At 44.7% G+C, this 19,091-nt stretch carries 24 protein-coding genes; 3 read left to right on the top strand and 21 right to left on the bottom strand.

The features are described from left to right. From FE392_RS06695 to FE392_RS06745, 11 genes are all read right to left on the bottom strand, one after another. Complete coding sequence (locus FE392_RS06695; protein ID WP_319929454.1) at positions 1–423, bottom strand: acyl-CoA thioesterase; 423 nt, start codon at positions 421–423, stop codon at positions 1–3. 10 nt (positions 424–433) lie between these two features. Then, a complete protein-coding gene (locus FE392_RS06700) occupies positions 434–2,179 on the bottom strand; it encodes a glycosyltransferase family 2 protein (protein ID WP_319929455.1) in 1,746 nt (581 codons plus the stop codon). Then, positions 2,170–2,529, bottom strand: a complete 360-nt coding sequence (locus tag FE392_RS06705) for an ApeI family dehydratase (protein WP_319929456.1) — start codon at positions 2,527–2,529, stop codon at positions 2,170–2,172. The genes FE392_RS06700 and FE392_RS06705 overlap by 10 nt, the downstream gene beginning before the upstream one ends. Further along, on the bottom strand, positions 2,516–3,904 hold the full coding sequence (locus tag FE392_RS06710) for an AMP-binding protein (protein WP_319929457.1): 1,389 nt from the start codon (positions 3,902–3,904) through the stop codon (positions 2,516–2,518). Before FE392_RS06710 ends, FE392_RS06705 begins: the two co-directional genes overlap by 14 nt. Next, positions 3,901–4,470, bottom strand: a complete 570-nt coding sequence (locus tag FE392_RS06715; RefSeq protein ID WP_319929458.1) for a COG4648 family protein — start codon at positions 4,468–4,470, stop codon at positions 3,901–3,903. The genes FE392_RS06710 and FE392_RS06715 overlap by 4 nt, the downstream gene beginning before the upstream one ends. Positions 4,471–4,549: 79 nt before the next feature. Further along, positions 4,550–4,801 carry an acyl carrier protein gene (locus tag FE392_RS06720; RefSeq protein ID WP_319929542.1) on the bottom strand — a complete coding sequence of 84 codons (252 nt, stop codon included), beginning with the start codon at positions 4,799–4,801 and terminating at the stop codon, positions 4,550–4,552. A 12-nt stretch (positions 4,802–4,813) separates the two neighbouring features. Then, on the bottom strand, positions 4,814–5,071 hold the full coding sequence (locus FE392_RS06725) for a phosphopantetheine-binding protein (RefSeq protein WP_319929543.1): 258 nt from the start codon (positions 5,069–5,071) through the stop codon (positions 4,814–4,816). Positions 5,072–5,095: 24 nt separating this feature from the next. Then, positions 5,096–5,884, bottom strand: a complete 789-nt coding sequence (locus FE392_RS06730; protein ID WP_319929459.1) for a lysophospholipid acyltransferase family protein — start codon at positions 5,882–5,884, stop codon at positions 5,096–5,098. A gap of 4 nt (positions 5,885–5,888) precedes the next feature. Continuing rightward, positions 5,889–6,608 carry a beta-ketoacyl synthase chain length factor gene (locus FE392_RS06735; protein ID WP_319929460.1) on the bottom strand — a complete coding sequence of 240 codons (720 nt, stop codon included), beginning with the start codon at positions 6,606–6,608 and terminating at the stop codon, positions 5,889–5,891. A gap of 13 nt (positions 6,609–6,621) precedes the next feature. Next, positions 6,622–7,695 carry a methyltransferase gene (locus FE392_RS06740; RefSeq protein WP_319929461.1) on the bottom strand — a complete coding sequence of 358 codons (1,074 nt, stop codon included), beginning with the start codon at positions 7,693–7,695 and terminating at the stop codon, positions 6,622–6,624. A 113-nt stretch (positions 7,696–7,808) separates the two neighbouring features. Further along, entirely contained in the window at positions 7,809–8,198 is a 390-nt protein-coding gene (locus tag FE392_RS06745) for a hypothetical protein (RefSeq protein WP_319929462.1), read from the bottom strand. A gap of 784 nt (positions 8,199–8,982) precedes the next feature. Between FE392_RS06745 and FE392_RS06750 the strand changes: the two genes are divergently transcribed. From FE392_RS06750 to FE392_RS06760, 3 genes are all read left to right on the top strand, one after another. Beyond that, on the top strand, positions 8,983–9,207 hold the full coding sequence (locus FE392_RS06750) for a hypothetical protein (protein ID WP_319929463.1): 225 nt from the start codon (positions 8,983–8,985) through the stop codon (positions 9,205–9,207). A gap of 210 nt (positions 9,208–9,417) precedes the next feature. After that, the gene (locus FE392_RS06755) at positions 9,418–10,038 is read left to right on the top strand and encodes a phage baseplate protein (RefSeq protein ID WP_319929464.1); all 621 of its coding nucleotides are present in this window, start codon (positions 9,418–9,420) and stop codon (positions 10,036–10,038) included. A gap of 201 nt (positions 10,039–10,239) precedes the next feature. Then, positions 10,240–10,431: a hypothetical protein gene (locus tag FE392_RS06760; protein ID WP_319929465.1), complete on the top strand. Its 192-nt coding sequence runs from the start codon at positions 10,240–10,242 to the stop codon at positions 10,429–10,431. 267 nt (positions 10,432–10,698) lie between these two features. Here FE392_RS06760 and FE392_RS06765 read toward each other — a convergent pair whose 3' ends face one another. The 10 genes from FE392_RS06765 to FE392_RS06810 form a co-directional block, all read right to left on the bottom strand. After that, positions 10,699–10,911: a hypothetical protein gene (locus FE392_RS06765; RefSeq protein ID WP_319929466.1), complete on the bottom strand. Its 213-nt coding sequence runs from the start codon at positions 10,909–10,911 to the stop codon at positions 10,699–10,701. Positions 10,912–11,311: 400 nt separating this feature from the next. Then, on the bottom strand, positions 11,312–11,935 hold the full coding sequence (locus tag FE392_RS06770) for a hypothetical protein (protein WP_319929467.1): 624 nt from the start codon (positions 11,933–11,935) through the stop codon (positions 11,312–11,314). Between the two features lie 87 nt (positions 11,936–12,022). After that, a complete protein-coding gene (locus tag FE392_RS06775) occupies positions 12,023–12,493 on the bottom strand; it encodes a hypothetical protein (protein ID WP_319929468.1) in 471 nt (156 codons plus the stop codon). 227 nt (positions 12,494–12,720) lie between these two features. Then, positions 12,721–13,341 (bottom strand): hypothetical protein, encoded by a 621-nt coding sequence (locus FE392_RS06780; protein ID WP_319929469.1) that lies wholly within the window; start codon positions 13,339–13,341, stop codon positions 12,721–12,723. Between the two features lie 88 nt (positions 13,342–13,429). Further along, positions 13,430–14,044 (bottom strand): hypothetical protein, encoded by a 615-nt coding sequence (locus FE392_RS06785; RefSeq protein WP_319929470.1) that lies wholly within the window; start codon positions 14,042–14,044, stop codon positions 13,430–13,432. Between the two features lie 79 nt (positions 14,045–14,123). Then, on the bottom strand, positions 14,124–14,753 hold the full coding sequence (locus FE392_RS06790; RefSeq protein ID WP_319929471.1) for a hypothetical protein: 630 nt from the start codon (positions 14,751–14,753) through the stop codon (positions 14,124–14,126). Beyond that, positions 14,750–15,931: a DUF2515 family protein gene (locus FE392_RS06795; protein ID WP_319929472.1), complete on the bottom strand. Its 1,182-nt coding sequence runs from the start codon at positions 15,929–15,931 to the stop codon at positions 14,750–14,752. Before FE392_RS06795 ends, FE392_RS06790 begins: the two co-directional genes overlap by 4 nt. A 98-nt stretch (positions 15,932–16,029) precedes the next feature. After that, positions 16,030–16,263: a hypothetical protein gene (locus tag FE392_RS06800; RefSeq protein ID WP_319929473.1), complete on the bottom strand. Its 234-nt coding sequence runs from the start codon at positions 16,261–16,263 to the stop codon at positions 16,030–16,032. Further along, complete coding sequence (locus FE392_RS06805; protein WP_319929474.1) at positions 16,260–17,051, bottom strand: DUF4123 domain-containing protein; 792 nt, start codon at positions 17,049–17,051, stop codon at positions 16,260–16,262. The genes FE392_RS06800 and FE392_RS06805 overlap by 4 nt, the downstream gene beginning before the upstream one ends. A gap of 5 nt (positions 17,052–17,056) precedes the next feature. After that, on the bottom strand, positions 17,057–19,084 hold the full coding sequence (locus FE392_RS06810) for a type VI secretion system Vgr family protein (protein WP_319929475.1): 2,028 nt from the start codon (positions 19,082–19,084) through the stop codon (positions 17,057–17,059). Positions 19,085–19,091: the final 7 nt, after the last annotated feature.

The raw sequence follows: 19,091 nt of genomic DNA on the forward strand, positions 1-19,091 counted from the left end.
TCATGGTTTTACTCCCATGCGTTCGAACAGAATATCCGGGCTGACAAAACTCATTTCTTGTGTTTCTTCAGAAACGGCAACCTGAATGGTGTAACCCATCGTTGTTTTTTTACCGCTTGCAGCATCAAAAACCTGATAAGCAATTTTCAGCCGATTTTCGAATTCTTCGATGGTGGCTCTGATCCGTATTTTTTGTTCAACGCGCACAGAAGCCCGGTATTTGATCCGTGCATCAACCACAGGCCAAACATAGCCAGATTCGCGCATTTCACTGTAGCCATAATTGAGTTGGCTCATCAGCGCTTCACGGGCGATTTCAAAATAGCGAAAGTAATTCCCATGCCAGACAACGCCCATAGGATCGGCATCATGGAAAGGCACAGTTAATTCAACTTCGGCAGTAAAACGGGGATGGGTTAACATGTCTTACTCCTCATTCTTTATTCGCTTTATTGGCAGGAAGTTGCCAAAAATCGAAAAAATTAAACCAATCAAGCGGTGATTGGAGGGCATAGTGCTCCAAGCGGGAAGCATAGTGATCGACAGTTTGCTGCAAGACCTGTTCCCTTTGCTGGCGCGGCAGTTTCAGAGGGTTGGCGAAGTGCTCACAATAGACTTTGAATTGATTATTTTGTCTGAGTGCGAACATCAACAGCACCGGGCAGCGCAATACCGATGCGAGGATAAAAGGGCCTTGCGGGAATGGAGCCGGATGACCAAGAAATGGGCTCCATACAACGTGCGGAGTGCCGGTGCGCGAGGGATTGACCGCGATCCGATCACCGACAATGGCAACCCATTCACCGGCATCAATTTTTTCTTTCAGCATAATGGCGGTATCCGCTCCGACATCTGTGACCGGCAGTAAATTGATCCCGGCTTGCGGGGAAACTTCTTCAATGATCTGTTTGAAGCGCTGCGCATGTTCAGTGAACACCAACGCATTGATTGTTTTTTGCCCGGCACGTTGGGCCAAAGCCCGGCAAACTTCGATATCGCCCAAATGTGAAACCAGCAGTAATTTACCGCCGGTATCTCCATCCGAGAGGATTTTTTCTGCATCAGCAGCAAACTGGATATCTTTGCCCCACTGTAGATCCCCACGCCAGCTGGCTATTTTATCCAGCATGGCTCCGCCGAAACGCAGATAATGGCGGTAGCTATTGAGTCCATTTGGAATCGAAATATTTTTGCGTTGCATTGTCTGTTGCAGGCGTTCAAGGTACTGACGGGATGCCTGACGCTGCTCCCCACCGGTTGCCCAGAAATAGCCCACGACAGGATAAAGTATCCATTCAAAAGGCTTGCGCCCGAACCAGCGGTAAACGGCGAGCATAAACTTCATGCCAAACAGCCCCTTACGCTCCTTGATGTCTGACCAATGGTGATGCTTGCGTAGCCATGCTTTTCGAAACAATTCCTTGCGTAACAATAGCGATGGGATGCGCGGTAACATGCCGAAAAACAGGCGGGTATGCATCCATGAGATACTGAGGTTATCCCTCAGCGCATCAAAATGGGACAGGCCATTTTCAGGATAAGTGACTTTTGTCGGTACAAATTCACTCTCTGTACCTTGCCAATAAAGCCGTACCATAATTTCGATATCGAAATCCATTCGGCGGCCAATGTCCTGTTTCGCCAACAATTGCAGCGTGGGAGCCAGTGGGTAGACCCGAAAACCACACATGCTGTCTTTGATGGAAAAAGAGAGCGTTTCGACCCAAACCCAAAAATGAGTGATATAGCGACCATAAAGGCGGGATTTTGGCACCGAAACATCGTACATCGGGTTGCCAGAAATCAATTTGTGGGGATATTGGCGGGATTTAGTCAGAAACAGGGGAATATCTTCCAGACAATGTTGCCCATCCGCATCAACCTGTAATGCGTGGCTATATCCTGAATCCGCGGCTGCCCGCATTCCAGCCATCACAGCCCCGCCTTTGCCCTGATTAGATTCAAGGCGGATAAGCGTTACATCGGGAACGGTTTTTGCCAGTTCTTCAAGGCGGTATTGAGTTTCGGCTTCGCTGCCATCATCCACAATAAAGCAGTGGAGCTGGTAGGACGATAACCGCTCCAACACCGCAGGCATGGTTGCGCCGTGGTTATAGCAAGGTATTACGATGCAGGGCATGACCGGACAAGGCGCAATGCTGTCTGAACTCAACGACATAGCTTTATCTTTCCTTGGCTTGCAGTTTGGTATTCGCCTCCGTTCGGAACCGCTACGCTGTAGTTAAAAATCAGGAGATGTTTTTCTTCTTCCCACTGGATTTTCAACAGCAATTTGTCATCCGGTTGCAGAGGAAGCTGGAATTTCACCATTTCAATGGAAGAAAAAGACCAGCCCGGTGCCAGCAGCGTTTGGGCATAGTGCATAACCCAGTCGATTTGGGCCACACCCGGCAAAAGAGGTTGAATGGGAAAATGCCCACGAAACCAATCTAAAGCGGGATCTAAATACAATTGTATGATGGCTTCATTTTGAGCGGGTTGCTCGCGCTGAATTTCAATGGGTTTCATTAAATAGTTCCTGTAACTCAGGCCATGAACGCTTGCTTTGGGCGTTCAACGGAATAGCTTTGACGACTCGCCAATAACGGGGCAAGGCGACGGATTCCAGCCAAGGCTTCAATTGATTGCGCCAATCTTGTGACAATTTACGCAGCCCTTGTTGTTGGTAACGTTGGTAGGCGCTGCTGTCTACAACCACTACTGCGCCAATATGATGACGTTTTCCCCGGCTAATGAGCAGGGTTGCCGCGTCAATGATTTCAGGGGTGTCACACAGACGTCGCTCAATCTCTGTCAGGGAAATGCGTTTTTCTTCAATTTTTACCAAGCGATCCCGGCGTCCCAACAAAATGAAGTTGCCTTGATCATCAAATTCAAACTGATCATCCAGAACCAAGCCCGCAGGCTCGGTAAGCAACGGGGAATAGACGCGCAGGTTTTTTTCTTTATCTTCCAGAAATGAGACGCCCTTAAATTTCATCCAGACAGCGTTCTCAGTTTTACGGCTGCGCCAAGCCATGACACCCGTTTCGGTACAGCCATAAATTTCGTTGGGGATGGTTCTGAGCCACTGCATGGCTTGTTCAGCATGGGTAAAATGCAAAGGCCCACCCGCTGACACAACAAACGAACAATCAGGGGCTGGGAGGCTGCAATCCAGCCGCTGCAAAAATGCAGGGCTGCTGATCAGCGCACAACGGGGGCTATTGTTCAGTTGTTCCGGAAATTCCACCCGCTTGCGGTCGAAAGGCAGCCCAAGTGACATTGGCAACCAGATGCGGAATGTCAAACCATACAAATGCTGATGGCTGACAGATGCCCGGATAACACAGGATTGGAGTTGTTCTCCCCAGAGAGAGGCCAGCCATTGGGACTCAAGATCCATGACAGCCACTGGTTTGATGACCTGCTGGGGAACTCCTGTTGAACCAGAGGTGAATATCACCAAAAAAGCATCGGGTGAGATGGCTGGCAGTTCGCTGTGAAGCGGATCTTGGGATGCCACTTCCGTTGCAAGGCTAGCTGGGGTTAACTGCCAGCAAGGGCAGGATAGTGCCAGAGGTAAATCGGTCAGAACGCCATCAAACAGGGATTGCTGTTCCTGCAATTGAGCTTCACGGCAATGCCCCGGGATTACCGGGATTTGGCCTGCATGCAGCGTTGCCAGCAATGCAACACAAAAGGAGTAACTATCGTCAAAGCACAGTGCCCAGCGGGAAGTGGTTTGCCCTTCATCTTGTCTGGGCTGGTTTTTCAAACGCAGATACAGCGCAATGACATCCTGCCGGAATGTTTTCAGGTTAATTAACTGACTTCCCCAGCAAATGATTCGATTGGGGCAATTATCCTCTGATAACCATTGGGATATCGGTTGTACTTTCATTTTTTCCTTACCCGCTGACGCACCAGCCATTCAATGGAGATAAGTAACCCAATTAGCAAGTAACTCACCATTCCGTTCCATACTGTCCACAGGTTCATATCGTTATACAGACAAGTGCCCAGCGCCACCGAACCATTAAAGATAAAGAACAGGCACCAGATGTAAGTGACCTTGCGTGTATAAGCAATTCCCTCCGGAGGCAAATCAGGTTCTTTGAGGCGTGCCATCCTTTCAATGATGGGAGGGCCATAACGCAATGATCCCGCAAAGAGCACCAGCAAAACGGCATTGACAACGACCGGGTAGTACATCAACAAGTGATGATTGCGCAGGAATAAACTGGCTAATCCCAGCGTGATTCCCGCGATGGATAATATCCAGCCGCTATTCCAGCCTGTGCTCTGCTGATTGCGGGCGTGATGCTTGTTTATCAGTAATCGCACAACGAAAAACACAATAATGACAGTTAATACGGCATGAAAGTGACCATAGGTAACCATCGCCCACACTAAGAAAGGCCAGGCGATTAACATGACGGTATTGATAATGCGGAGTAATAAAATCAATTAACTATCCAAGTATTTACGGCTTGTGTCTATTTTTGCTTTGCGGATTATTCGCCTGTTATTGTTTTTCGTTCGATAATTATTCTTCGTTCAATAATTGCTCGACAGCATCAACAACATCTTGAACGGTACGAACAGATTTGAACGCTTCTGGTTTGATCTTGCGGCCCGTTTTTTTCTGTAAATGAACGACCATATCAACAGCGTCAATACTGTCCAGTTCCAGATCTTCATAGAGTCGGGCTTCAGGCGTAATGTCTTCAGGAGCCAGCTCAAATAACTGAACTAATAATTGTGATACTTCCTGAAAAATGGCTTGTTTTTCCATGATGTCACCTTGTTCTTATGCTTGTTGCGACTGGATGTAATGTGCCAATGTGGCGATAGAAGAAAAATGCTGGCGCATTTCTTCGCTTTCGGAGGACAACACAATGCCATAGCGGTTTTTGACGGCCAAACCCAGCTCCAGAGCATCAATAGAATCCAGCCCTAAGCCGTCGCCAAACAGGGGAGCGTCAGTGTCAATATCAGCAGGTGTAAGCTCTTCCAGATTCAGGGTATCTATAATGAGTTGTTTTATTTCAGTATGTAATTCTTGCATCATCGTATCCGATAGTGATTATGATTAATTTGTTGGTGTTAGTAATTGAGTGAGCTGACGATTGAGTTGGCGGGCTGCAATGGCATGCCCATTTTCAGTGCTGACAGCAAAATTTTCGTTGGTGATCTGGTCACCAATTGTGATGGTATAAATCGGTTTTTTCGGCGGAATTTGATACCACTTGCTTTTCTTATCCAGCATTTTTTGGCTGCAAGTAATATGAATGATCCGTAGATCACACTCGCATCGCACGGCAATATTGGCCGCCCCGCGCTGAAGCGAAATAGGGTGACCGGGGGTTGTGCGCGTTCCTTCCGGGAAAATTAAGATATTGTGGCCGGAAGACAGGCGTTCTCGGCAGGCCGGAAGCAACGTTTCTGCTTCACTGTTGATGAGATAGCGGGCAGAACGGATCACGCCATTCACAAAAGGATTGCGCAGTAACGAGGATTTCACGATGCAATCGACGTCGGGCATCGTTGATGCCAGGATAACGTAATCCAGCAGCGTCGGGTGATTAGCAACGATCAGGCACCCTTTATCCACCCGAGTTTTCTCCAATCCTTTGAAATGGTAATCCAGCACACCTAATTTCCGGGTCAGAAAAAGGAACAAACGAAAACTGAAAGAAATACTGTGGCGTGCAATGCGGCAGCGTTTTTCTTCATCGCGTTGAAAAACCAGCAGTAAATTAAACCAGGTCAGGGAAAGCAGTAAACCGCCAATACCAAACAGGGCAAAACAGAGCCCTGTCATGAGTAAGCGCCAAAGCCAGTTAATTCGCTCAGCGATATTGATTGCAATGCTCTTCATTATCTTATCCTGCCCAGCACCACCGGCAATGCTCTCCGGAAACAACAAAATTTTGCTTACCTTGCAGCCAGCCATGAAGAAATTGGAGGCTTTGCGGAAGGTTGGGCTCGGTTTCCTGTGAAGCCTGCTTGGTGCAATTAAGGGATGTTCCTTGCGTCAATAGCAGAGCGACTGCGAAGGGATAGCTTGGCGTATTGGCATCAATGACATCATTGTAAAAATGAGGGATTTCCCCATCAAAATCGACAATCAGCACTTTTTTATGACCGGCATGGAACAGCGCCAATACTTCAAACAACCCTTGTTGAAAGCTGTCGACACCAGCTGAAACTGAAGAGGAAACAAGAGGGGCTTTAGCCACTATCGTAAGATTGCCGACAGAAGAGTTATGAACTGACATGGCAAAATTGGTTGGCGAAACACTCTCAGCCTGCGCCAGATTTTGCAATATTTGATAATTACGTTCCAACTCACCATGACGGCTGGTATAGACGATAGCGTCAACTTGCTGACGGCGCAGGATGCTTAACCCACAATCCACAGCAAGACGGCTGCCTGAGCTGAGGCGGCGGGCAGTCATCATGGGCAATTGGGTGCATTTTGCTAATGGGCGTGACTTATCAATTGTTGCAGGAGAAGTTGCAGACCACTCTGCCCATTCTTCAGGCGTGGAAATTCCCGGTGCAATTGCTTGCCAATCTATAATATCCAATGTCAATTTCATGAAATACCGTGTGTTACTGCTTTTTGCAGATCAGTAAAGTATGACCAAGACCTAACTGATCAATCTGGTTTTCTATTATCAACCCTGCTTTATTAAGGAATTGGGTAAAATCATTAATGCTATAAAAACGACTGTTACCATTTGCCATGCATGTAAAATAAAGCGAAGTCGCATTGAGGCTATAAGCCGCTGCTTCAAAAGGCTGGCAGTCCCAGAATAGCTCCATGATGCAGATCCGTGAATCTGGTTTCATCGCTGCTGAGATTTTGCGTAGAATGCCTACAATTTGTGTTTCGGAAAAACAATCCAGGAATTGGCTCATCCACCAAATATCAGCATTGGTGGGTAAATTTTTATCCGATAACATGTCAACGGGATAGCCGGAAATACGATCAGCCATGCCTTGGCTGCGTATATTTTCTTCAGCCAATTTTATTTGCTGGGGTAAATCCAAAATAGTGACGCTGACTTTACTGTCATATTGGCAACAGCGCAATGCCCATTTTCCTGTATTGCCACCAACATCATAAATCACTTTGGGATTCAGGGAGAAAATGGTTTTTAAGGCTGCACTGAAAGCTGAATCGGAATAAAAATGGTCAAATGAAAACCAGCTTGTTTTTGCAGGCTCGGGTAATTGGCTGAGGGCTGGATAAATTGTCGACCACTCGCCGAATACTTGCAACCCGGCGGGCTTATTTTTCATCAGGGATTCTTTTAGATGGAATAACCCTTGATAACAGACATCTTGGGTAAAATCCATATTGACGCGCGTCATTTTATCATGCAGCAAATAGTGGCCAATTTTGCTGAGGAAATAGCGTTCATCTTTTTTAATGATAATTCTGCCGCTCAATCCCATATCGAGCAGAATACCTACACCGTAATTATCTAATTCAGAATGACCACAAATTTCATCTCTCGTTGCTCCATTTTTATGGTTTTTATCCAGAAAGGATAAAATGCCACAATCACGCAGGCCAATGGCTGTTTGGAATAGCATGGGAGCAAAAGCAATGCGCTGAGCTTCAGTAATTGCCTCAAGTGCACTGATATCGTCCTTGTCATAATCGTAGGGTGTGGTCATATATTTAAATATCCGATATATCTATGGCCAGAAAAATAGCCTGAAAAAATATTAAGCATCAAAACCTATTCATCAGGCATTTTTTCCATTGGAATAGGTTTTGAATTTGATGATTACTGATTAGCCAGTAGGGCTAGATTTAACTGAATATCTTTATCCAAATTATTAACCCAGCGATTATAGCTGCGGTGAATTGTGCCGTTACGTTCTCTTAAGTTATGGCTGCCAGCATAACTAATAACGTAGTTTTTATTGGTATAGGTGATGCGGATCCGAGCCTCATGATCACGGCTTTTCTGTAATCCATCAATCACACCGGGAGCAACTTCCGTCATGATCCATTTGCGTTTTTTACCTGCTTCTAAAATCGCTTTTTTCACACTTGGCAGGGAGTTATGGCTCATGATCGTGGTTTGAGGAAACAGTATCGGCTTATTACGTGCACAGCCAGCGAGCGTGACAATACAAACCAGGCTGACTAATAGCTTATGGGAAGTTTTCATTATTGTTCTCTTGTTAGATAAGGAGGCATAGCTTGTGTAATAGTTTATTTACATTGATTAGTGTAAATAAATTCTGATTGTCCTGCTACATTTATTCTTCATCAAAAACAGCAAAGAAAGAAAATGATTGAGAGTCTTAAATGAAAATAAGAAACTTTATCTCTATATTTCTTTTGTTTTACAGTTCGATAAACTATATATGAATGGTGTTTATATTTATTTAATCTGCTGGGTTTAAACTGAATGAAGTGGGTTGATTTTCGGATTTTTCTGTTTATATATTCTTGGGCGTTTAATTATTAATATGTTTATTGATCTTATTTATACTAGATGATTTTCGAATAGTTTCTATAGTTATTTATTAGTCGATTGATTTGTTAAATTGCTTATTTTGATAATCCTTGCTCTTCAAAAACTGAAAGATTATCGCAACAACTCGCTGGTTAATACATGACCAGATTTTTAGGGGGATTCTGGCAAGTAAGTGAAATCAGATAAACTGGGGGAAAGTCAAAGCGGGAAGCGGAAAAAGCAGGCCGTTTTTATCCGGATTTTCGAATGTTAAACCACTGGTTAATGAATAATCGGTGAAGGGCTCACGTCACCGTGCGCGCTATCGTTGTACGGATGGCGAAGGGAGTCTTTTAATTTGAGCGTAAATATCGGGTTTGCCTGCCTGATGGTTAGATAAAAACAGGGATGACAGATAAGCAGGTTTTACCCAGTGACATCTCACGGATGAGAAAAAAGAACCTGAGTTTTCATATCCTAAAGGATTAATACTATGCCGACCTATGCCGTTCAGACAAAAATAGAATCCAACGTTCTGGTTGAAAAATTGTTTTATGATTTAACCAGTTATCGTCAGGATGCAAAAGACAGTTTCCATATATTGCTTGATGTTTTTCAGGAAAAATTACAGGGAAACAATAAAACCAAGCCGCTAAAAAGTGTGAAATTTCATCTTTATTTCACTAAGTTTTATCAATCATCAGACATATTTTATTAATTCCCCTCTTTTCATTTTATGTCATCCTGTCCTCAAAATATGCTACCTATCAAATATTAGCCAACTCGTACTCTCCAGTATTGATGAACCGATTTTATTGATGTTCATAGGCGGAGAAGTAACCCACCGCCTCATATTGCCAAAGATATGTTTAATTAAATCTCTTTGGCTTAATTAGCAATCTACGTTGTTAATAAATGAGGAAATAATATGAGCACTCACAATAATAAACACAAAATAAAAACATTAACCGAAGAAGAATTAGAATTAGAGCAAAAGGAACTTGCGATCGTTAATCTTGTATATCCAGTTGGTGTTGTAATGTTTTTTGCTGATAATGTGGACCCAAACGAGTTATTCCATGGTAAAACAGTGTGGCAATATATTGGTGAAAATAAAACTATCAGGTTGGCAGATGCAGATGGTTCAAACGTTTTAGCAACAGGAGGGCATGATGCTATTATTCTGAAAGGCACACAGCTTCCTCACCATAATCACTCATTTTCAGCTACAACAAGCTCATTTGATTATGGAGTAAAATCAACCAACACTGCGGGTGAGCATAAGCATGCTACGGCGTTATCATATGATCAAAGTCAGGAGCCTATCTGGGGAGGTTATATTCCGCACGGCGTGGTAATCCGTGGAGCTACTTATAAGTATAATGAAAAAGTTGCATATACAGATACTCAGGGTAGTCACACTCATTCTGTAAATATTGGTGCACATAACCACTCTGTTTCAGGAATAACATCAAATACTGGCAATGGAGAAATAATAGATATTATCAATGGTTATGTCATGTTGATGGGATGGTATAGATTAAAATAAGAATACTGATATAAATTGCACATCTAGCTTACGTAAGCAACTCTATTGGGGCGTTTTCTACGCCCTTTCTATTATTTCTATACCCAAATAACTCATCAGCCCTTTATTGGTATTAAGGACAAATCTATTTGTTCTTATTTCGAATGTAGTACTAATATTAATAAGCGAAGCTGAAAGATTGACAGAAAAGAAAAAAGCACTTTGCAGCAATATATAAAACAAGGGAAATTGCCAACGACTACAGTTTTAAATAAGGATGGTAAAATTATTGATGTATTTGAATTGATTAGGGCATTCGGAGCACTAAAAGTTACACATGATGACACCGTCACAAATGAAGTAAAAATACAGCTTTTAGAACAAGAGAATTCATACCTAAAAACAGAAAAATAGCTGTTATCGAAAAACCTTGACGAAATTGGACAGAATCCAGATTCGAAATAAGTCGATAACAGTGCCTACAGCTTGCTTAACGATGTCGACAGAATTCAAGAACTACCATGAGCATCGCCAGGTACCGTTATCGTGACTTAGGAGGGTTCACCGCACCCTGATATTGAGTTATAGCTTTACCCACGGTTCAGCAATCACCAACGTGATTAAATATCGCTCTTCGCGTGGGTGTCGGTCATCTCTGAAACGCCTCATAATCAACATGGCCTAGTACTGTTCTCCCGCTTGCCAATAGGTTGTCCCAGCTGAACCTTTCCTATTGCGAAGCTCGTTACGCAATTCGGGTGTGTTGGCCAAGGCCGGACGCTCTTTAGCTTTGGTAAGTACCCAGTTGGCTTTACGCCACTGATCTTGTAAATCCAATACAATCTTGATCGCATCGTCATAGAGTAACGGTTCAATTTGTGGAGACATACGCACGCTCTCGATCATTCCTTTATTATAGGAAACAGTAAAAAATCGTGCAGAAGGGATAATAAACCCATATTTCGGATCGGTAAAACGTAATCGTGCATCCGTTTTTGGGATTCTGAATCCGATGCCATTATCATATGGTGGGCTAATTTTAGCGCTGGAGCGTTGCCGCATATCTTAGTAAGATTCACCAATTACCAGTGCTATCTCTGGTTGAGCGGAATAAAAGGAATGGTAAAGATAGATGCCAGCCAGACAGAGAACGATTAATAACGCAAAAATTAAACCGCTACTCCGCCGACCTATTTGTTGCAACCGACTCATTCTACACCTCGCCCTGAAGCATTATCCTGATTAATGGGTGCGAGAAGAGAAGATAACATCCTCACACCCATCTGAGCTTGCGTTATGGCTTTACCCACGGTTTAGCAATCGCCAGTGTAATCAAATATCGCTCTTCATCAGGATGCCTGTCGTCTTTAAAACGCCCCAAATTTAGTTTGATCTGATACTGATTATCAGCTTGCCAATAGGTCGCTCCAGCGCCACCTTTCATACGGAGAAGGTTCTCATGCAATTCGGGTGTATTAGCTAAGGGGTGATACCCTTTAGTAAGTACCCAACCCGTTTTGCGCCACTGATCTTGTAAATCTAGCACAATCTTAATCGCATCTTCATAGAGTAGCGGTTCGATTTGTGGAGACATGCGTATGTTATTGATTATTCCATTTTTATAGGAAACAGTAAAAAAACGAGCTGGAGGGGTAATAAATCCATATTTCGAGTCGATAAAGTGTAAGCGCGCATTGGTTTTTGGAGTTCTGAACTCGATATTACTCGTACCTTGTGGGGCAATTTCCGCACTGGAGCGTTGTCGCATATTCTCATAAAGCTCACCAATCACCAACGCTATCTCAGGTTCTTTGGAATAAAAGGAATGGTAGAAGTAGACCGCAGCCAGGCTGAGAACGATTAATAATGAGAGGATTAAACCAGCACGTCGTTGACTTATTTGTTGCAATAAACTCATTCTACACCTCGCCCTGAAGCAATATTCTGAAAAGTGGTTGTGAAAGATAATATTTTCATAACCACTTTGGTTTGTGCTACTCCCTGTTTACCACGGCTTAGAAATCACCAACGTGATTAAATACCGTTCTTCATTAGGATGTCGGTCATCTTTGAAACGAGCCAAACTTAGCATGATCTGATACTGATCAGCGGCTCGTAGATAGGTCGTTCCAGCGCCACCTTTCATATTGCGAAGATTTTCATGCAATTCTGGTGTATTCACCAGAGGTAGGGATTCCTTAGTGTACTTAGGCATCCAACCCGCTTTACGCCACTGCTCTTGTAAATCTAGTACAACCCTGATTGCATCGTCATAGAGTAATGGTTCGATTTGTGGAGACATACGCACACTAGTAATAATGTCATCAGCGTAAAGAACAGCAAAGAATCGGGCTGGAGGGGTAACAAATCCATATTTAGGGTCGATAAATCGTAAACTAGCATCAGTTTTGGGAATACTATGCCAAATTTTACCCGGAAGGTGTGGGTCAATAGGGGCACTGGAACGCTGTCGCATATCCTCGTAAGGTTCACCAATTATCAGAGCTATCTCAGGTTCCTTGGAATAAAAGGAATGGTAGAAATAGACGGTTGTCAGACTCAGAATGATGGATAGCGCTAGGATTAAGTCACCGCACCGCCGACTTATTTGTTGTATTTGACTCATTTTACACCTAGCCCTGAAACACTGTCCTGAATAATGGGTGTGAGAAAATCATATCCTCGCACCCATCTGAGTTTGCGTTATTGGTTTACCCACGGCTTAGCAATTGCCAGTGTGATCAAATATCGTTCTTCCTTAGGGTGCCGATTATCTTTGAAGCGTGCCATATTCAGCATGATCTGATACTTAGCATCTGCTTGCCAAAAGGTTATTCCAGTACCTTTCATCTTACGGAGACTGTCATGTGCTTCTGGTGTATTAACCAAGGGATGGTATCCTCCCGTAAGCACCCAACCCGCTTTGCGCCACTGATCTTGTAAATCCAATACAATTTTGATTGCATCGTCGTAGAGTAATGGCTCAATTTGTGGAGATATACGTACACTCTCGATTATCCCATTATTATACTTAACAACAAAAAATCGGGCAGATGGTGTCATAAATCCATATTTTGGGTCTGTAAAACGTAAACGTGAGTCAGTTTTTGGAATATTATACCAAATTTTGCCTGGAAGGTCGGGAGCAATATCGGCACTGGATCGCTGCCGCATATTCTCGTAAGGCTCACCAATCACTAACGCTATCTCGGGTTTATTGGAATAAAAAGAGTGATAGAAGTAGACAGCAATCAGACTGAGAACGATTAATAATGAGAGGATTAAACCAGAGCGTCGTTGACTTATTTGTTGCAATAAACTCATTCTACACCTCGCCCTGAAGCAATATTCTGAAAAATGGGTGTAAGAAGATGGCATTTTCGCACCCACTTTGGTTTGTGCTATTCCCTGATTACCACGGTTTGGAAATCACTAGTGTGATCAAATACCGCTCTTCATCGGGATGCCTGTCGTCTTTAAAACGCCTCAAATTCAGTTTGATCTGATACTGATCACCAGCTTGCCAATAGGTCGTTCCTGCACCACCTTTCATACGACGAATATTTTCATGCAATTCCGGTGTATTTACTAAGGGTTTATACCCTTTGGCCATAACCCAACCCGTTTTACGCCACTGATCTTGTAAATCCAAGACAATCTTGATCGCATCATCGTAGGGTAATGGCTCGATTTGTGGAGACATGCGCACACTCGTGATAATGTCATTCGCATATAGAACTGCAAAGAATCGGGCTGGAGGGGTAACAAATCCATATTTTGGGTCGATAAAACGTAAGCGTGCATCCGTTTTGGGAATATTATGCCAAATTTTCCCCGGAAGGTGTGGATCAATAGCGGCACTGGAACGCAGCCGCATATCCTCATAAGGCTCACCAACCACTAGTGCTATCTCGGGTTTATCGGAATAAAAAGAATGGAAAAGATAAACGCTAGCCAAGCCTGAAACGATTAATAATGTGAAGATTAAAGCAGCGCGCTGCCGACCTATACGTTGTAACAAATTCATCCCATCTCTCTCATCCTGATGTACTGTCCTGAATAAGGGGTGTGAGAAGATAGTATTCTCACCCCTATTTGAGCTTGCGTTATTGATTTACCCACGGTTTGGCAAGTGCCAGCGTAATCAAATAACGCTCTTCATCAGGATGCCGGACATCTTCGAAAAGCGCCATACTCAACATAATCTGGTACTGATCATTGGCTTGCCAATATGTTGTTCCTGCACCTCCTTTCATATTGCGAAGGTTCTCATGCAATTCTGGAGTGTCTACTAAGGCTGGAACTTCCTTAGGTAGGGTAAGTACCCAACCCGCGTTACGCCACTGATCTTGTAACTCCAGCACAATTTTGATTGCATCGTTGTAGAGTAACGGCTCAATTTGTGGTGACATACGTACGCCATCAATTATTCCGTCATCAAACATAACAGTAAAAAATCGAGCTGGGGGAGTAACAAATCCATATTTAGGATCAATAAAGCGTAAACGCGCATCCGTTTTTGGAACGTTGTACCAAGCATGCCCCGGAAGGTGTGGAGCAATATCGGCACTGGAGCGTTGTCGCATATTCTCATAAGGCTCACCAATCATCAACGCTATCTCAGGTTTATTGGAATAAAAAGAGTGATAGAAGTAGACCGCAGTCAGACTGAGCACGATTAATAATGAGAAGATTAAACCAGCACGTCGTTGACTTATTTGTTGCAATAAACTCATTCTACACCTCGCCCTGCCGCAATATTTTTTAGAGATTTTTCGAGTAAACCTCGATTGCTGTTATGTAGCATCTCATCAAAACGTTCTGCTGCCTTAAGCACGAAAGGCATACGTTGATTAACATCAGCGAGATTGGCATATGGTTTCTTATCGCTAAAGCTAATAGTTCTACCATCATCGATACGTCGGCATTGACTCGCCAGCGTTAATTCGACAGGTTCTGTTACATCGGGGAGAAGATTTGTGACATAGGCGAAATGGTTGCTACGCAATAATCCAACTAAAATAGCATCGCTGTACATTGAGGGTTGTAAAATATTGACTTGTTCATGATAAGCTAGATATTCAACACTTTTAGCAATACTACCTGCTTCTATCGCTTCAAAGGTTTGCAGAATTTCTTTATAAAAGCGGCCAAATGGCAACCTCTTTTGGCCTATCGGCCACAATATTGGGAACTGTCTATTACCGTAGATTTTTTCGCGTAATCGCAGACAAGTTTTGAGGTCTTCTAACCCACGTTGCTTATAAAAAGCATGCAATGGATACACATCCAAAAATAATGTTGTGTTTCCTAACGCCATCATTTCATAAACATAATTAAATGAAGCCTGTGTTAAACCTGCATCAGGGATCGCCGTTGCCGCTGACAAGGGATTGTTTTCACTGGTTTGCCGATGCTTTTTCATCGATTCAGAAAGATTCGCACTTTCACTCTCAGTCATCAACTGTGGATAAACCGGCCAATTTGATTGCCATGATGTATCTACCTCGATTATGCGCTCAACCACACGTTTTTGAGCTTCTCTGTCAACTCTCACCTTTTCAGCCGTATCATAGGCATGTAACAACCCACATCCCACTTGCTTAGAAGCGAAAGCAGCAAGACCCGCCCACTGGAAACGGTTATCGTTCAGCCATAAACTAGCGTAAGCTGCATTAATGCGTTTGTTACGTTCTTTAGGGTCAGCAATCAGCACACCACCGGGGGCAACAATCTCTTCAGCCTCTTTCTGATACCTTCGCCAGACACACTCACAAGTGAGTATAGGAACATCAATGACTTTAATCTGTTTGCCATCTTTTTCTTCGAAATGACAATCACATGCGGCGACAGACTGGGTGCTTTGGTGTAACGCCATATCATCATATTTATGTTTTTTTAAAACTTCGATCATATCCGTCTTCCTGATAAAAATATTTTTACTATCATCCTGTTAATAGGATGTGTATCTTTTTTGCACATCTCATTGGCCTATTAAATAAGGTGCAAAAGTTACACTGACTTAGGCGGATCTATTGTGGCCGTGAAGGGGGTACTGGTTAAACCTTCTTCAAGCTTCATTCCTTGAGCATCACTCGTTCCTGAATGCTCTATTTCTTTATTTTTCAGTGTATAAGGCACATTAGGTATCGGTGTGTTCGTGCTATCTTCGACAAGTTTAATATATAAATCATCTTTAAGTATTGCCTGGCAGTCACGGCTATAAACCGGGTTCTGATTACTCATCGTTCTTTTTCCTCTTCCATCGCCAGCAGATAATCCTGACCGGATACTTTTTCAATGCGCTGCCCGGCTTCCAGCTTTTGCCGTAACCAATTTTCAATACGTTGTTCCAGACTGCCTTCGGGCTGATCCAGTTGCCTTGCCATTTTTCCGTGGTTTTCCCATAACTCATTGTAGAGGGAGCTGGTTAACATTTTCAGACCATAAGGAGAATGTAACCAGACAGCCAACAGGTGTTCACCCAGCGTAAACGGGATTTCACTGTTACCCTCTCCGCAGCCTTCAGGACGGGCAAACAGCATCGGTTGTGGGATATCGATCATCAGCTCAGTGACGGGTGTCAGCATCAGTGACCAGTCACTGGGCGTGAAGGCGGGCACCATCGCGCCAAAGACCCGGCTGTCCATGATACGGAACAGCACTTGTTCTCCATCCATCATCACCAGCTGCCGATGTTGCCAGTGGGTAAGCTGCTCCTGCCACGGAACATCGCTGCGGTAAGCCCAGCCCCAGCTATTGTCACTGAGGACATGGCGATCCAGCATCATGCCTATTTGAGGTAACTGGCGAGTTTTAACCTGTACCAGCCACGGGCTTTGTTTCAGCATCTTGCGCATCGGTGTACCGCTGTAGAGAGGAAATGCCTGTTCTACCCAGTCATTCAGGTAAAAGTGTTCGACCGGATTTGGTTTTGCCAGCGAATTGAGGATAAAAAATACTGGCGCATCATGGGATTCACTCAACCATGCCTGCCAGCTTATTGGCGTTTCGATAATCATCTCTTCTATCATGATCTCTATTCCTTTTTGGCTGGTTTAATCACCGGGCTGGCGTCCTGCTGTGCCAATACCGGGCAGTAGGGATGCGCCGGAAATTCCACCATCGGCAGCGGTGCCACACCCTCCGGTAATTGCAATGACAACCCGCGCCCACTGCCGCCTGAACCCTGCCCGACATTAATCGGTGAACAGAGAATGCCACCCGGGGTGACTTTCAGAAAACTGCCGCCCACTTTCAGCGTGATTTCTGATGCGGCTTCCAGTACCACCTTACCGCCGCTTTTCAGGTGGATTTCCTGCCCGCTGTCAATCACGGTCGCATCGCCGGCCTGAATATGCTGGCTACCCGTAATTCGGTGGGAAACATCTCCTTCGGTGGTGATTTTGCGCGAACCAGCCACCTGATGATGGTCATCAGCGAGTATCTCGTGATAACGGTTGTTATCGATACGCTGTTTCTGGTCGTGTTTGATATGCCAGAGGGCATCGTTTTCGATATGGGCGGTGAAATCTTTCTGACCGTGGAAATAAATTTCCTCACGGTCTTTGGCATCGTCAAAACGCAGTTCGTTAAAGCCCTTACCTTTATGGGTTTTGGTCTTAAACGTCGTGCGGGTTTTCTGGGCGGGTAAATCCAGCGGCGGGCGGTTCAGGCCGTTGTAAACACAACCGGTCACTATCGGGCGGTCAATATCCCCATTGAGGTAAGAGATAATCACTTCCTGCCCGATACGTGGGATGGCCATAAAGCCATAGCCATTGCCGTTCCAGCCCTGTGCGACGCGAACCCAGCAGGACGCGCCATCATCGGGTGGGTCATAGCGGTTCCAGTGAAAATGGACTTTAATCGCGCCGTCTTTATTGACAAAAATTTCTTCCCCTTCCGGCCCGACCACCATCGCGGTTTCATCGCCATCGGCCAGCGGTTTGTAGTGGAACGGCGGACGCCAGTCAGCAAGGCCATCGATAAAACTGAAATGATTACTGAGCGTGGTGCCTTCACCACCGTCGTGCCCCAATGCTTGTGGGCAGCGCCCGTGATGGCTGATACCGACTACCTGCCAGCGGGCATTCAGCGGCTTGTGCGGGTGATTTTTTATCTCAAAAATTTTGCCCGGCATCAGTTTTATGCAGTTACTGCTGCCGCTGCCGGTTTTTTTCTGGTTATCCAGTGCTTCATGGCGATATTTGAGAAACGGCTTAGCGGCCGCATCTTTCTGAAAACGCCCGTAACTTTCAAACACGGTATAGGGAGTTTTGCTGCCGAAGTCGCGGAAGCCTTCGCTGCTGTGCATATGGGAAAGGTGATAACGCGGGTTCTCCGGGTTGAAATCTTTATGAAAACTGCGTTGTGGACTCATGCCGACACTCAGCCGTACCTGATAAATCGTCTCTGTCCCGTGCGCGGTTTCCGGTTGCGGGCTGTAAGTCAGCGGCAGTCCGGCCGTCATCCCCAGATGGCTGTCACTGAAAAACAGTTTTTCATCTTCAAACCAGAAACTGATCCCTTCCTCTGCCGCCAGCCGGCTGAAAAACCCATAGTCAGATTCCCGTTTTTGGGTGACATATTCCCGGTCCTGATGGGGATCGTAGAGTTTCGAGTCAGCACGGACTTTATGTTTTTTCAACAGACTATTCAGGATAGCTGGGACATTTTGCTGATGGAAAATCCGGCTGTCCTGATTGAGCATCAGACGCCAGAGAGCAGGCCGAACTGTCACGGTATAAAGGGTTTTATTACCATCAGTACCTGCCCAGTCAGCATGGGAGACGATGCCGGTAATTTTGCGTTGTAGAGTCGCACCGCTAAACACCTGCAACACCGCTTCCTGCATCAGCAGCGCGGTTAAATCGATTTCCGGTTTTGGCCGAAAGGGATTATCAGGCAGGGACTGAACTAATGTCAGGTTGAGGGTAAACAGTTCTGATAACCCTTCCTGAAGGGAAAACTCGCCCACAGCAAAGGTGGATTCAGGCAGGCCGGCCAGCTGAAAAGTAAAGCGTAACCCGCTTTTGGTCGCCGTCAGCCCGTTCATGATATTCATCCTATTT

Origin of the sequence: Xenorhabdus santafensis (genome assembly GCF_033949405.1) — a bacterium.
GTDB classification, from domain to species: Bacteria; Pseudomonadota; Gammaproteobacteria; order Enterobacterales; family Enterobacteriaceae; genus Xenorhabdus; species Xenorhabdus santafensis.

Coding starts and splice junctions, on each gene's coding strand:
- FE392_RS06785 (WP_319929470.1), bottom strand. CDS start 14,044: ATGAATTTGTTACAACGTATAGGTCGGCAGCGCGCTGCTTTAATCTTC.
- FE392_RS06755 (WP_319929464.1), top strand. CDS start 9,418: ATGAGCACTCACAATAATAAACACAAAATAAAAACATTAACCGAAGAA.
- FE392_RS06800 (WP_319929473.1), bottom strand. CDS start 16,263: ATGAGTAATCAGAACCCGGTTTATAGCCGTGACTGCCAGGCAATACTT.
- FE392_RS06695 (WP_319929454.1), bottom strand. CDS start 423: ATGTTAACCCATCCCCGTTTTACTGCCGAAGTTGAATTAACTGTGCCT.
- FE392_RS06780 (WP_319929469.1), bottom strand. CDS start 13,341: ATGAGTTTATTGCAACAAATAAGTCAACGACGCTCTGGTTTAATCCTC.
- FE392_RS06745 (WP_319929462.1), bottom strand. CDS start 8,198: ATGAAAACTTCCCATAAGCTATTAGTCAGCCTGGTTTGTATTGTCACG.
- FE392_RS06790 (WP_319929471.1), bottom strand. CDS start 14,753: ATGAGTTTATTGCAACAAATAAGTCAACGACGTGCTGGTTTAATCTTC.
- FE392_RS06700 (WP_319929455.1), bottom strand. CDS start 2,179: ATGTCGTTGAGTTCAGACAGCATTGCGCCTTGTCCGGTCATGCCCTGC.
- FE392_RS06810 (WP_319929475.1), bottom strand. CDS start 19,084: ATGAATATCATGAACGGGCTGACGGCGACCAAAAGCGGGTTACGCTTT.
- FE392_RS06725 (WP_319929543.1), bottom strand. CDS start 5,071: ATGCAAGAATTACATACTGAAATAAAACAACTCATTATAGATACCCTG.
- FE392_RS06735 (WP_319929460.1), bottom strand. CDS start 6,608: ATGAAATTGACATTGGATATTATAGATTGGCAAGCAATTGCACCGGGA.
- FE392_RS06710 (WP_319929457.1), bottom strand. CDS start 3,904: ATGAAAGTACAACCGATATCCCAATGGTTATCAGAGGATAATTGCCCC.
- FE392_RS06740 (WP_319929461.1), bottom strand. CDS start 7,695: ATGACCACACCCTACGATTATGACAAGGACGATATCAGTGCACTTGAG.
- FE392_RS06705 (WP_319929456.1), bottom strand. CDS start 2,529: ATGAAACCCATTGAAATTCAGCGCGAGCAACCCGCTCAAAATGAAGCC.
- FE392_RS06730 (WP_319929459.1), bottom strand. CDS start 5,884: ATGAAGAGCATTGCAATCAATATCGCTGAGCGAATTAACTGGCTTTGG.
- FE392_RS06770 (WP_319929467.1), bottom strand. CDS start 11,935: ATGAGTTTATTGCAACAAATAAGTCAACGACGTGCTGGTTTAATCCTC.
- FE392_RS06795 (WP_319929472.1), bottom strand. CDS start 15,931: ATGATCGAAGTTTTAAAAAAACATAAATATGATGATATGGCGTTACAC.
- FE392_RS06750 (WP_319929463.1), top strand. CDS start 8,983: ATGCCGACCTATGCCGTTCAGACAAAAATAGAATCCAACGTTCTGGTT.
- FE392_RS06775 (WP_319929468.1), bottom strand. CDS start 12,493: ATGCGACAGCGTTCCAGTGCCCCTATTGACCCACACCTTCCGGGTAAA.
- FE392_RS06805 (WP_319929474.1), bottom strand. CDS start 17,051: ATGATAGAAGAGATGATTATCGAAACGCCAATAAGCTGGCAGGCATGG.